Annotated in this window: 14 protein-coding genes; 8 read left to right on the top strand and 6 right to left on the bottom strand. The window is 56.4% G+C overall.

The annotated features are described in order from the left end of the window. Window positions 1-46 precede the first annotated feature (46 nt). From NAT49_RS09980 to brnQ, 4 genes are all read left to right on the top strand, one after another. Complete coding sequence (locus NAT49_RS09980) at window positions 47-784, top strand: lipopolysaccharide kinase InaA family protein (RefSeq protein WP_251593746.1); 738 nt, start codon at window positions 47-49, stop codon at window positions 782-784. Between the two features lie 147 nt (window positions 785-931). Beyond that, the gene (locus NAT49_RS09985; RefSeq protein ID WP_251593747.1) at window positions 932-1,501 is read left to right on the top strand and encodes an OmpW/AlkL family protein; all 570 of its coding nucleotides are present in this window, start codon (window positions 932-934) and stop codon (window positions 1,499-1,501) included. Window positions 1,502-1,736: 235 nt separating this feature from the next. Further along, window positions 1,737-2,372, top strand: a complete 636-nt coding sequence (locus tag NAT49_RS09990) for an OmpW/AlkL family protein (RefSeq protein WP_374708812.1) — start codon at window positions 1,737-1,739, stop codon at window positions 2,370-2,372. A gap of 112 nt (window positions 2,373-2,484) precedes the next feature. Next, window positions 2,485-3,801 (top strand): branched-chain amino acid transport system II carrier protein, encoded by a 1,317-nt coding sequence (gene brnQ / locus NAT49_RS09995; RefSeq protein WP_251593748.1) that lies wholly within the window; start codon window positions 2,485-2,487, stop codon window positions 3,799-3,801. Window positions 3,802-3,818: 17 nt separating this feature from the next. Here brnQ and NAT49_RS10000 read toward each other — a convergent pair whose 3' ends face one another. Next, window positions 3,819-4,148: a YqcC family protein gene (locus NAT49_RS10000; protein ID WP_251593749.1), complete on the bottom strand. Its 330-nt coding sequence runs from the start codon at window positions 4,146-4,148 to the stop codon at window positions 3,819-3,821. A 187-nt stretch (window positions 4,149-4,335) separates the two neighbouring features. Between NAT49_RS10000 and NAT49_RS10005 the strand changes: the two genes are divergently transcribed. The 4 genes from NAT49_RS10005 to NAT49_RS10020 all read left to right on the top strand — a co-directional run bounded on the left by NAT49_RS10005 (window position 4,336) and on the right by NAT49_RS10020 (window position 7,314). Further along, window positions 4,336-5,361 (top strand): DUF3549 family protein, encoded by a 1,026-nt coding sequence (locus NAT49_RS10005; RefSeq protein WP_251593750.1) that lies wholly within the window; start codon window positions 4,336-4,338, stop codon window positions 5,359-5,361. A 7-nt stretch (window positions 5,362-5,368) separates the two neighbouring features. After that, window positions 5,369-5,806, top strand: a complete 438-nt coding sequence (locus NAT49_RS10010) for an ATP-dependent zinc protease family protein (RefSeq protein ID WP_251593751.1) — start codon at window positions 5,369-5,371, stop codon at window positions 5,804-5,806. A 27-nt stretch (window positions 5,807-5,833) separates the two neighbouring features. After that, complete coding sequence (gene rimK / locus NAT49_RS10015) at window positions 5,834-6,742, top strand: 30S ribosomal protein S6--L-glutamate ligase (RefSeq protein WP_251593753.1); 909 nt, start codon at window positions 5,834-5,836, stop codon at window positions 6,740-6,742. Window positions 6,743-6,819: 77 nt separating this feature from the next. Next, a complete protein-coding gene (locus NAT49_RS10020; RefSeq protein WP_251593755.1) occupies window positions 6,820-7,314 on the top strand; it encodes a hypothetical protein in 495 nt (164 codons plus the stop codon). A gap of 29 nt (window positions 7,315-7,343) precedes the next feature. Here NAT49_RS10020 and NAT49_RS10025 read toward each other — a convergent pair whose 3' ends face one another. Genes NAT49_RS10025 through sufC form a run of 5 tightly spaced genes read right to left on the bottom strand, consistent with a single transcriptional unit; the run spans window position 7,344 to window position 11,942 of the window. Continuing rightward, a complete protein-coding gene (locus NAT49_RS10025; protein ID WP_251593757.1) occupies window positions 7,344-8,003 on the bottom strand; it encodes a SanA/YdcF family protein in 660 nt (219 codons plus the stop codon). Window positions 8,004-8,044: 41 nt separating this feature from the next. Further along, the gene (gene sufT / locus NAT49_RS10030) at window positions 8,045-8,611 is read right to left on the bottom strand and encodes a putative Fe-S cluster assembly protein SufT (RefSeq protein WP_251593759.1); all 567 of its coding nucleotides are present in this window, start codon (window positions 8,609-8,611) and stop codon (window positions 8,045-8,047) included. A gap of 9 nt (window positions 8,612-8,620) precedes the next feature. Next, complete coding sequence (locus NAT49_RS10035; protein ID WP_251593761.1) at window positions 8,621-9,865, bottom strand: aminotransferase class V-fold PLP-dependent enzyme; 1,245 nt, start codon at window positions 9,863-9,865, stop codon at window positions 8,621-8,623. Beyond that, entirely contained in the window at window positions 9,862-11,193 is a 1,332-nt protein-coding gene (gene sufD / locus NAT49_RS10040) for a Fe-S cluster assembly protein SufD (RefSeq protein WP_251593763.1), read from the bottom strand. The genes NAT49_RS10035 and sufD overlap by 4 nt, the downstream gene beginning before the upstream one ends. Then, a complete protein-coding gene (gene sufC, locus NAT49_RS10045) occupies window positions 11,190-11,942 on the bottom strand; it encodes a Fe-S cluster assembly ATPase SufC (protein WP_251593765.1) in 753 nt (250 codons plus the stop codon). The genes sufD and sufC overlap by 4 nt, the downstream gene beginning before the upstream one ends. Window positions 11,943-11,988: the final 46 nt, after the last annotated feature.

Genomic DNA, 11,988 nt, shown 5'->3' on the forward strand with positions numbered 1-11,988 from the left:
TCATGATTTAGCCACCCCTTATTATCTACCCTACTAGATTGCCCTCATGAACGATTACCATTCCCCGGCCTACGCCGACCTGTTTCAGCGCCATCAACTCGACGATTTCGAAGCCTTGTGGGCACTGTCTCTCACACCGGTCGATGCGCCCAACCTCGAGCGTGGCGGTCACTCTGAAGTATGCTTGCTGACGCTTGAGAATCAGCGTTTTTTCGTCAAGCGCCAAACAAACCATCTCGGTCGAAGCGTTCAGCGCCCTTTTGGCGAACCGACCTTCGCGCGTGAATTTAGAAACATTCAACTCTTTCAAAAACGGGGCATCCCGGCACTGGATGCGGCCTGGTTCGGTGAGCGCCGCTCGGGAAAATCCTGGCGTGCCATTCTGATCACACCTGCCCTGGATGGGCATGAAGACCTCGTCGATTTGAACGCGCGCTGGCAAACGCTCTCCGAGGAGACCCAATACGGCATCATCGATGCCAGTGCAGCTCTGCTACGCACTCTTCACGACAGCGGCTTGCTGCATGGCAGCCTTTACGCCAAGCATGTGTTCTTGGCGCAAACACCCTCAGGCTGGATCGCCCGCTTTATCGACCTCGAGAAATCCAGGCCCTTCTTTCGGCGCTCAGCAGAGCGTGTACGTGATCTTGATGTGTTCGCTCGCCGCCTTGATCAATGGCAAGAAAACGAGTGGCAGCGCTTTTTCAAGCATTACGCCGGGCCCGAAGGGCCCCAGTGGCGCCAAAAGCTCGATGCGCGCTTGGCACGTAAGCGTAAGAAATAACCTAGATCATCAAAAGCTATCAACCTGATAGTCAAAATCTTAGAAATAATACGTGACAGCACGAACACTGTTTCCTATGATGCACACATCGTTTAGAAACACCGTTCGCAAACACGATGACGGTGACCAGCATTCAAGGAGAACGACATGAAACTTTCTAAAATTATTTCTGTAACCATCCTCGCCGGTGCATCTACCGTTGCTGCGCAATCAGCACTCGCCTACGGCGCAGGCGACATCTTTGTTCGTGGTGATGTTTCCAAGACCGACGCAACTGCAACCGGTAACTACGAAGACGACACCGGCTGGACAGGTTCAATCGGCTACATGCCGATGGACAAACTGGGCGTGGCTCTGAGCACCAGCGACCGCACCAAGTTCGAGAACAAGGAAAACGGCTCCAGCTTCAAGGCGCGTCCTTACAGCCTGCTGGTCCAGTACTATCCGCTTGGCGGCACGGATGCCAAGGTTCAGCCTTATGTTGGTGGCGGTGCCACATACGTTCGCTTTAACGGCGAAGAAAATGGCCAGGCTGCTCTGGACGATTCCGAGTGGGGCTGGACTGGTCAGGCAGGTGTTGACCTCAACATCACCAACAACTGGGCTCTGAACGGTTTCGCTCAGTACACAGACGTAGATGCGACTGCCAGCAGCACTGGCAACCACATCGACATCGACCCGGTTACCGTTGGCGGCGGTGTTACTTACCGCTTCTAAGCCGGTCACATCGGTTATCGATCAAAGGCTGCCCCAGGGCAGCCTTTTTTTATGCGTATATTTTGACCGAGGCTTGCTCAGAGAAAAAGCTTGAGTAGAATGCTCAACTATCTTAACTAAATTTAATTTAGAAAAATGCGACAAAATGCCTCACGACATAATTCCCCCTAAACAGTAAGGTTATTTTTGAACAGCGTTCTTAAAAAAATGGCCTGTCATTCAAGGGGAATATATTGTGAAAATCGGTTCTATCGTACCGGCTCTGGCCGTGACCATTGGCGCAGCCGTCGTATCTCAGCCTGTCATGGCCTATGGCCAGGGTGATCTTTACACGCGCGTGGGTGTGGCCAAGGTGTCACCTAAAAGCGATAACGGTAACTTCAATGAACTAGCGCCCGGCAGCGACCTGGATGTCGACGACGAATCCGGCTTTGCCTTCACACTTGGCTATCGATTCCTCGATAAATGGGGCGTGGAACTTCTGGCCGCAGAGCGCTTCGAGCACGACATCAACTTAAATGGCGACAAGGTAGGCTCGACCAAGCACTTGCCCCCAACGCTGACGCTTCAGTACTACCCACTTGGTGGCACAGATGCACGCGTTCAGCCCTATGTCGGTGCAGGCGTCAATTACACACGGTTCTCAAGCGAGAAGCTCGAGGGCGGCGATCTGGACATGGACGACTCCTGGGGATACGCAGCTCAGGTCGGCGTCGATTTGCTGGTCAATGAGCACTGGGCCTTCAACGCCGCAGCCTGGTATCTGGACATTGACTCCGATACAACCGCAACCATCGGCGGCCAGAGCTATGACACCACGGTAAATATTGATCCGATCGTCGTCATGGGTGGGGTCAGCTACCGCTTTTAAGACAGCATTGCATATTATGAGGCGCTGAACATCAGCGCCTTTTTTGTCAGCGTTACGGCAATCTGAAATAATCGCGCCCCCTACGACCTTAGGCGCATGAACGATTACCGATATGCCTGATACTGCTTTGAAAACCGCTCTAAAACCAACAGATACTCTAGCCCTGGGGTTAATGACGTTTGCCCTGTTTCTCGGGGCTGGAAATCTTATCTTTCCACCCCAGGTCGGCCAACAGGCCGGTACAGACTTCTGGCCAGCCGCGCTTGGCTTTTTAACCACCGGGGTCGGCCTGCCCGTGCTTGGCATCGTGGCCGTCGCTGTGGCCGGCGGTGGGCTTGATCGTATTCTGTCACCCATCCCCAAGGCGGCAGCTACGCTTTTCGGGCTGTGCATTTATTTAAGCATCGGCCCGATGTTCGCCATGCCACGCACAGCAACCGTTGCCTATAACATGGGCGCAGCCCCTTTTCTGGAAGACCCTTCAGCTTACGTCCAGCCTTTGTACGTCGGCGTTTTTTTCCTGATCGCGGTTTCACTCTCCCTGATGCCCGGGCGATTGGTGGACGTCGTCGGTAAATGGATAACACCCATTCTGATTGCGCTTCTCGCAATTCTCGCCGGTGCCACTCTTCTCTTCCCACAGGGTGATTTCGGCTTGCCCTCTCCCGACTGGCATAGAAGTCCATTTGCCAAGGGAGTACAAAGCGGTTACCTGACCATGGATATGCTGGCCTCCATGGTGTTCGGTATCCTGATCACCAATGCCATTCGAAACAAGGGCATTGAAGCGCCGGCTCGGATAACACGGTATACCCTCTCGGCCGGCGCGATCGCAGGCGTGTGCCTGGCCGCGGTTTATCTGCCGCTCGCATTCATGGGCGCAACCAGCCATGAGGTGGCCCCCAATGCAGAAAGCGGCGCTCTGATTCCCGCCTACGTCGACGCGCTGCTTGGCCCTACCGGCGGCATTATTCTGGCGGTCGTGATCACACTGGCCTGCCTGACAACCGCAATCGGCCTTCTAACGGCCTGTGGCGAGTACTTCAATCGGTTAATGCCTGCCGTGCCCTACCGCGTCATTATCGTTGCGCTGGGAATTTCGGGAATCGCAGTGGCACTCCAGGGGCTTGGCACCTTGATCCAGGTGTCGGTTCCGGTATTGAGCGCACTTTATCCACTGGCCATCGTCGTTATTGCGCTGTCTCTGATTCGCCCATGGCTATCGCACCCCGCTCGGATGTTCAACACAGCGCTGGCGATCACGTTGCCCTTCGGGGCTCTGGAAGGCCTTCACGCCGCAGGCAAGCTCTCAACGCTTGGGCTGGCCTCGATGTATGAAGCATTGCCCTTGAGCGACGATCAGACCGTATGGCTTCTTCCCGCACTTGTCGGCATTGGCCTGGGCCTGGCTTTACAGAGACGGGCCTAGGGCGGCCCTGAATACCATCAATGCGTGCCGTTCATGACACCGTCGATACGCTCCAACGCCTGAATCAATGAAATACGAGTACTGTAGCGGTACTCCTTGAGGTACAGTTCCGCTGCAGGCGCAATGCTTGATGAGGCTGGAAGCGCGGCGTTGGCGTCCAACAGCGCATTGAGCTTTGGAATCAGTACAAAACGAAGCCATTGCGGCAGCGACATGGTGTCGACGCAAAACGGTGTCTGGCTTGCGAACGCCTGTGCAGCAGGTTGCTCAAGACGCCATAGATCAGCTGCCTTCATGGCCGCTTCAAGCGCCTCAACGGCCTGCTTCATTGAATCCTGTTGAGTCATCATTGTCCTTTAAATAGAAAGTTATGCACTGTCATGAACCATTCACAGTTATCCTGAATGAGCGTGTGGATAACTCGGGGAAAACCGGTCTCAGGCGAGCTCTGATGGCCCTTGGCGCGATCTGGTCATTTTTTAAACACTCAATGAACGCCGCGACCGGCGCTTCATCACTACAGGAGCATGCATCATGAGTTCCGCCCCTGTGACGCTTGGCAGCCTGTTCGAACAGGCTGGCATCGAGCCGCTCTACATTCATCTGGGCCGCGAGATCAGCCGATGCGATCACGCAACGTTTGAAGCGTTCGAGACCCAACAGGCCCCCTGGCCCTCACCCTGGCAACAGCGCGCTCATCTTGGCATCGTCTTCGAGCTTGAAGGCGCCTCTGCGTCAACTACCGTTGTCTGGTTCCTGGCGTTTCCGCTGGATGAGCAAGGCTTTCTCGACCCGGCGATGCGCGATGGGTTTATCCACCGCCTGCTGCATACGCTCGGCCAGCAGCCGCTGGATACGCTGGCCGCCTCCGAGGAGGTCGTGCCGCTGATGAAAGACAACCCACTTGCCTTCGAGCCCAGCGACCTATCGCTTGCTCTCTTTCATGCGCTGGTTGCTCGAGAGCAACACCGCCCAGCCAGTAGTCACTGTGAAATGGCCGAGGCCTATTTTAACGGCTCCATGGCCGATAGGCACTGGGAAGTCTTGGGTTGGCAGGGCGTGGCTGATTACGTCATGCGCCGAGACGGCGACAGTGAACGTCACCTCGCGCCCCGCCTCGATACTCTACCCGACCCGGCACTGGTTGCGCTCAATGCCTGTCTCGAATTTTGCCCCCCACTAAGCGGCGAACTGATCGAGGCCTTGAAACAGCGAAGCTTAAGCGCCTCGTCTTCGGAGGTAAGACAGAGCTGTCTCCGAGCGGGACTTGCAAGCGCACGACCCGAGGCGGCCGAGTGGGCCAATGACGTGCTCGAGAAAACGTCAGTAGACGATGAAACACTCGCTGTCCTTGCCGTACGCGGCTGGCATCATCTTGAGCATGAGACGAGGCTTCACCGGTTCCTCGACCAGCTGAGCAAGTCGTCTACACTGGATATGGCACAGTGGCTCAAATCGCTTGCTCTACTGCCAAGACTTCGCTTACCGCTGTTGATGATGCTGAAAAACGCACCAGATGACTCTTTGCTGGCACGCCGACTTGATCAATTGACGACGTGAGATCGCCATGACTTCACTGCCCTATGAGCCCCGTGCCATTGTTGGACGCCGGGAAATAGTCACGCTCCCCGAGCTTGAGCTTCGCCTACCCTGTAAGGTCGATACCGGTGCACGCACCTCGGCGCTCCATGCCGAAAACATTACGCCGTTTGAACGCAATGGCCATTGGTATGTCCGTTTCGACAGCTGGAGCGGCGATGGAGAAGGCGCATCTCGCCATTTCGAACTGCCGCTTTATGATCGACGTCAGGTTAAAAGCTCGAATGGCCACAGCGAAAATCGCTGCGTTATTCGCACTCTGATGGAATTGGGCGAGCTTTCCTACGATATCGAACTGACCCTGGTCGACCGTCAGGACATGCGGCACCCAATGTTATTGGGCCGGCGCGCCATGCGCCGTCTTTTAGTGGCGCCCGGCGCTTCTTTTCTCCATGGCTCGCCCTGACAGGCGTCCATTTGCAGGAGACGTACCATGCATATCGCTATCTTGTCTCGCAATCGCTCGCTGTATTCCACCAAACGCCTTGAAGAAGCGGCTCTGGAACGCGGGCATACGGTACGCATCATCGATACCCTGCGATGCTACATGAACATTGCCTCTCATCGCCCAACCATTCATTACAAGGGCGAGGAGCTCGAGCCCTTCGATGCGGTCATTCCTCGTATCGGAGCCTCGGTCACGTTCTATGGCTGCGCGGTTCTACGTCAGTTCGAGATGATGGGCACCTATGTTCTAAACGATTCGGTCGGGATCACCCGTTCGCGCGACAAGCTGCGCTCATTGCAGCTGCTTTCACGCAAGGGGTTGGGCCTGCCCGTGACCGGGTTCGCGCACTCACCGGATGATATTCCGGATCTGATCAAGATGGTCAAGGGTGCACCACTGGTCATCAAACTGCTCGAAGGCACTCAAGGCATCGGCGTGGTTCTCGCCGAGACCAACCAGGCGGCCGAAAGCGTCATCCAGGCCTTCATGGGCATGAAGGCCAACATCATGGTCCAGGAGTACATCAAGGAAGCGAAAGGCGCCGATCTGCGCTGTCTGGTCGTGGGCGAGAAGGTCGTTGCCGCGATGAAGCGCCAGGCCGCCGATGGGGAGTTTCGCTCCAACCTTCACCGCGGAGGAACGGCAAGCAGCATTCGAATCACTCCCGAAGAGCGCTCGACCGCCATTCGAGCCGCCAAGGCCATGGGGCTCAGAGTTGCCGGCGTGGATCTTTTACGTGCCAACCACGGCCCGGTCATCATGGAAGTGAATTCCTCACCAGGGCTTCAGGGCATCGAAACCACCACGCAGCGTGATATTGCCGGGCTGATCATAGAGCACATCGAGAAAAACGCATCGCACAAGCAAAAAGCACCGCCGAAACCTAAAGGTTAGGTTTTTCTTAATGGCGGGGTCTGGCAAACTATCCATTACTCGCCTTCATACTACTGCGTCACCGGAGGTGGCCGCGCATGTTTCTCGATAATCGCCAAGTGGCGATGGATAGCTTGCTGGAAGCTCTGGCCGACAGCCTCGATTATTTTCAGGATAACGTGGAGCGTTTGCGCCCCTCGATCAAGGACGCTCTAAAGCCTTATTTCGAACAGCGCACCGCCGATCTGAAGACGCTTCAATCCCAGAGCAAGACCTACCTGAATCTGCTGCCGCGCGATGCCGATGTCGAGCGCGATGACTACATGTGGCTATGGAGCCGACTCAAAAGCTTCGTAGGGGATGACAGCCAGGTCTTGATTAACGAGCTGCTCGAGCAGGAGCGCGTGTTGATGCAAGCCATTTCAACCGCTTTCACGCATGATTTGCCCGAGCAGATTGACCCGACGCTCGAGCGCATCTGGTCGGATTGCCGAGCACTTATTCGCGAATTGTATCAGCAGCAGAAAAAAGAGCGCGGCGAACGCCCACCTCGACAGCGCAGAGCCGGAAGACGGCGCTCGCAACAGCAGTAATCCTTCAATGAGCTCAATCGACCGATAATTCAATTATCGGTCGATTCGATCGGAAGCGCGGGCCCCAGAAAATGAGGCACCCGGTGCCATAGAAACAGATCCCCTACCGTGGCCGCTCGAGCAAGCCACTCTCTGACTCGCATTGATGCATCAAGGCGAGGACGATTCGCCTCAGCCACACACCCATACGCATCCAATCCGAGATGATTGGCAATGAACAATGCCCGTGGCAAGTGCCAATCCTGGGTAATCAAAACCGCTTTTGAGACCCTGAAGACCGAATGGGCGCGATACACGGTTTCAAAGGTACTGAAACCTGCAAAATCCATGGTCATTGAATGAGCGGGAACATGTTGAGCATGAAGCGCACGCCACATATAGCGCGGCTCATTGTAATAGCGGGTGCGATTATCGCCGGAAAGAAGAAGGTGATCGACGGTGCCAAGCCTTAAAAGCTGTGCGGCGGTATCAATCCGAGCATGAAAATGAGGATTCGAACCACCGCCTTTCAAGCCGTAGGAAGTACCGAAGACAACGCCGACAGGCGCGTGGGGGCATTCAAGCGCATCCTGTGTAATCTGGTCGCGTGTCGACAGAATGACCCAGGCGTTTAGGGCTGTCAGCACCGCAAACACGGTCATAAGCGCCCATGAGCCGCCCTTGACCACCATTACGGTCAGTCTTTTCATGCCGCCCTCACCCGCACCATGATCTGTCTACCGCGCTGGACTCAGAACATGCCCAGTTCCAGACGCGCCTCCTCGCTCATCATGTCACGGGACCACGGGGGACTAAAAACGATTTCGATATTGACCTTGGAAATTTGAGGCGCCCCGAGAATCTTGTGACGTGCATCTTCAGCAATGACCTCGCCCATACCGCAGCCAGGCGCCGTCAGCGTCATGCGAATATTAACCACGCGCTCGCCTGAAATCAGAGTATCAAGGCGACACCCATAGACAAGGCCAAGTTCAACGATATCGACCGGGATTTCCGGGTCAAAGCACGTATGAAGCTGCTTCCAGATAAACGCCTCGATCTCATCGTCGGTGGCGTCTTCATGAAGTGTGGGCCTTGGAAGAGAATCAAGGCCAAGTGCATCGAGCTTGTAGCCTTCAATCAGGTAAAGCCGGCCTTCCAGCAACACACTGACGGATGAGCCCATGGCCTGCATGACCTGTACAACCGCATCCTCTTCAAGGACAACCGGCTTTCCAAACGGAATCGAGATGGCTTCGACGGCACGCTGCAGAGGCATTTGCTGCCCCTTGGATACCCCATCCAGCGGGTTACTCATTGCCTCTCCTCAGCGCAGCATCTTGATGACGCGCCCAAGCGCATCGACGAATTGATCCGCTTCTTCGAGCGTATTGTAGACACCAAACGACGCTCGGCAGGTGGCATCAAGTCCGAACTTTTGCATCAGCGGCTGAGCGCAGTGATGCCCGGTACGAATTGCCACGCCGAACTGATCGATCAGAAGCCCGATGTCCTGCGAGTGCGCCCCTTCGACCACAAATGAAATCACGCCGCACTTGTTTGGCGCCGTACCAATCAAGGAAAGACCATCGATGGACTCAAGGCGCTGCGTGGTATGCGAAAGAAGCGTCTGCTCCCACTCGGTTACCAGCTCGAAATGCAGGTTGGTCAGCCACCGAATGGCCCGATCAAGTGCAATCGCCTCGCCAATGGCCGGCGTTCCAGCCTCGAACTTGTGAGGAGGTGCCGCGAACGTGGTGCCTTCCGTAAGCGTTACCTTGCTGATCATCTCACCGCCGCCTTGCCAGGGCGGCATCGCCTCGAGCAGCTCAAGACGACCGTATAACGCACCGATGCCGGTCGGCCCGTAAATCTTGTGGCCGGAAAAGGCGTAGAAGTCCGCGCCCAGCGCCTGTACATCGACACGCGCATGGGCCACCGCCTGGGCGCCATCGACCAGAATCAGCGCCCCCTGTGCATGAGCAAGCGCGGCAAGCTCACTGACAGGGTTGATGGTCCCAAGGGCATTGGATACATGATTGACCGCCACCAGTCGTGTCCGCTCATCGATCAGCGAACGCGCAGCGTCCAGGTCCAGAACGCCTCGCGCGTCGACAGGAATGACGCTTAGCGTGAACCCGAGCTCCGTCGATAACATCTGCCACGGCACGATGTTGGAGTGATGCTCCATCTCACTGATAACGACGCGATCACCAGCACGCAGGTTCGCACGGCCCCAGGTATTGGCCACCAGATTGATGGCCTCGGTGGTGCCGCGCGTGAACACGATTTCCTCAACGCGTTCGGCGTTCAGAAACTCCCGCACCGTATCACGCGCCCGCTCGAACGCCGCCGTGGCTTCATCCGCCAGGGAATGCAATCCCCGGTGAATGTTGGCGTTATAACGATTGAAGTAATCGCTGTAGGCCTCGAGCACCGGGGTCGGCGTTTGAGTGGTCGCTGCGTTATCGAGGTAAATCAGGGGCTTACCGTCATGCAGCAAACGCGAAAGTATCGGGAACTCGGCGCGAATCTCTTCGACATCCAACGCCAGCGTTGAGTCCATCGTCATGCGTCCTGTGCCTCCACCAAATCCTGAAGATTGAATCGGTCCGGCAACTTGCCGGCAACGGCCCGCTCAACGCGCAGGGCGATGTTCGGCTCGTTGACGCTATCGAGTACTTCACCGGCGAAGGCAAGCGTCAGCAAACCACGCGCCATGGCTTCATCGAGGCCACGGGCACGCATGGCGAACACTGCACGTTCATCGAGCTGACCGGTGGTCGTACCGTGCGAGCATAGAACGTCGTCGGCGTAGATCAGAAGCTCCGGCTTGGTGTCGATCTCGGCGCGATCGGAGAGCAACAGGTTGGCGTTGTTCTGATAGCCGCGCACCTGCTGGGCATCGCGCTTGATGTGCACCAGGCCGTTGAACACACCCCGGGCACGATCATCGAGAATACCCTTGTAGTTCTCGTTGGAATACGTACGCGGCGCGTTGTGATGCACCTTGGTGTGGTTGTCCATATGCTGGCGCCCACGGCCAAAGAACAGCCCATAGTAATCACAGACGGCATTTTCATCGTTGAGCTCGGCCACCAGATCGTTTCGCGCGATCGACCCGCCCAGATTCAGGTTGAACGAGCGGTAATGGCTGTCTCTCGCCTGCTCGATATGCACGCTTGCGATATGAAATTCCTGCGTACTGGCTTCCTGAAGCTTGTAGTGCACCAGGTGCGCTGCCTTCTCGACGAAAAGCTCACTGACCACGTTGGTCAGGTTGGCCGCGCCCTCTTCACCGATATAGTGCTCGATGATGGTGGCCTCGCTCTGGGAGCCCGCCTCGATGATCACGCGAGGGTGCGTCATGATCGGCGCATCCTGCTTTCGGGATACGAACAGCAGGTAGACTGGCTTGTCGAGCGCGACACGCCGGCCGATACGCACGATGGCGCCTTCGGCGGTGAACGCCGCATTCAGTGCTGAAAACGCAGAGAAATCAACGTTATTCAACCGCCCGAGCGCGCCACCGACGGCTTCGTGATTGCTGGCCAATGCCTGTGACAACGGCTCGACGCTGACGTCGCCTTCAAGCCCATCAAGGGAGGAAAGCTCGGCGCTGAACACACCATCGACGAACACCATCCGATACGCATCGATCTCAAGCATCATGGCATCGAGCTGAGCGCGATCGAAATCCGCATTATCGGTCAGCGCAAACTGCTGTTTGGCGATCGCTGAAACGTCGGTGTACTTCCACTCTTCGTTCTTGCGATTCGGAAAGCCGACCGCTTCGAAACGAGCAGCGCCGGCCTGGCGTCTTGCGGCGATCCAGCTCGGCTCGGCGTCAAGCTGCTTGCGGGCACCGAGCTGGTCGAGAAAGCCCTGTACTCCAGTCATGCAACGCTCCCTTCGGTGAGCCAGTCGTAACCGCGGTCTTCGACTTCAGTAGCAAGCGTCTTGTCGCCACTTTTGACGACGCGGCCGTCCATCAGAATATGCACCACATCGGGCTCGATGTGATTCAGAAGCCGCTGATAGTGGGTCACCATCAAGATGGAGCGGTCTTCGCTTCGAAGCGAATTGACGCCCTGAGACACGACCTTCATGGCATCGATATCGAGGCCGGAATCGATTTCATCAAGCAGGGCAAGCTTTGGCTGCAGCACCAGCATTTGCAGAATTTCGTTGCGCTTTTTCTCGCCGCCGGAAAATCCTTCGTTGACCGCGCGCTGCAGGAAGCTGTTGTCCATTTTCATGTAGGCAAGCTTTTCACGCACCAGCTTCATGAACTCCGGCGCCGGAATTTCACCTTCACCGCGCGCTTCGCGCTGTGCATTGAGCGCTGCTTTCAACAGATAGACGTTCTTGACGCCCGGGATCTCGACCGGGTACTGAAAGCCCATTAGAAGTCCGGCCCGCGCCCGGTCTTCCACCGCCATTTCCAGCAGATCCTCGCCTTCAAACGTGATGGTGCCCTGGGTCACTTCGTAGCCTTCATTGCCGGCCAGAACCGCGGAAAGCGTCGATTTTCCGGCACCGTTCGGCCCCATGATGGCGTGCACCTCACCCGGGTTGATGGTGAGGTTGATGCCCTTGAGGATCTCCGTGCCGTCGATGCTGGCGTGCAGGTCTTTAATCTCTAACATGTTCAAGCCTTGAATAGGGTGGCAACGCGTGCCGTTGAAACAGAAA

The sequence above is a fragment of the Larsenimonas suaedae genome, assembly GCF_023712105.1.
In the GTDB taxonomy this organism is placed as follows: Bacteria; Pseudomonadota; Gammaproteobacteria; order Pseudomonadales; family Halomonadaceae; genus Larsenimonas; species Larsenimonas suaedae.

Excerpts from the sequence above, each read along its gene's own strand:
- NAT49_RS09980 (WP_251593746.1), top strand. The coding sequence starts at position 47 with ATGAACGATTACCATTCCCCGGCCTACGCCGACCTGTTTCAGCGCCAT.
- NAT49_RS09985 (WP_251593747.1), top strand. The coding sequence starts at position 932 with ATGAAACTTTCTAAAATTATTTCTGTAACCATCCTCGCCGGTGCATCT.
- brnQ (WP_251593748.1), top strand. The coding sequence starts at position 2,485 with ATGCCTGATACTGCTTTGAAAACCGCTCTAAAACCAACAGATACTCTA.
- NAT49_RS10000 (WP_251593749.1), bottom strand. The coding sequence starts at position 4,148 with ATGACTCAACAGGATTCAATGAAGCAGGCCGTTGAGGCGCTTGAAGCG.
- NAT49_RS10005 (WP_251593750.1), top strand. The coding sequence starts at position 4,336 with ATGAGTTCCGCCCCTGTGACGCTTGGCAGCCTGTTCGAACAGGCTGGC.
- NAT49_RS10010 (WP_251593751.1), top strand. The coding sequence starts at position 5,369 with ATGACTTCACTGCCCTATGAGCCCCGTGCCATTGTTGGACGCCGGGAA.
- rimK (WP_251593753.1), top strand. The coding sequence starts at position 5,834 with ATGCATATCGCTATCTTGTCTCGCAATCGCTCGCTGTATTCCACCAAA.
- NAT49_RS10020 (WP_251593755.1), top strand. The coding sequence starts at position 6,820 with ATGTTTCTCGATAATCGCCAAGTGGCGATGGATAGCTTGCTGGAAGCT.
- NAT49_RS10025 (WP_251593757.1), bottom strand. The coding sequence starts at position 8,003 with ATGAAAAGACTGACCGTAATGGTGGTCAAGGGCGGCTCATGGGCGCTT.
- sufT (WP_251593759.1), bottom strand. The coding sequence starts at position 8,611 with ATGAGTAACCCGCTGGATGGGGTATCCAAGGGGCAGCAAATGCCTCTG.
- NAT49_RS10035 (WP_251593761.1), bottom strand. The coding sequence starts at position 9,865 with ATGACGATGGACTCAACGCTGGCGTTGGATGTCGAAGAGATTCGCGCC.
- sufD (WP_251593763.1), bottom strand. The coding sequence starts at position 11,193 with ATGACTGGAGTACAGGGCTTTCTCGACCAGCTCGGTGCCCGCAAGCAG.
- sufC (WP_251593765.1), bottom strand. The coding sequence starts at position 11,942 with ATGTTAGAGATTAAAGACCTGCACGCCAGCATCGACGGCACGGAGATC.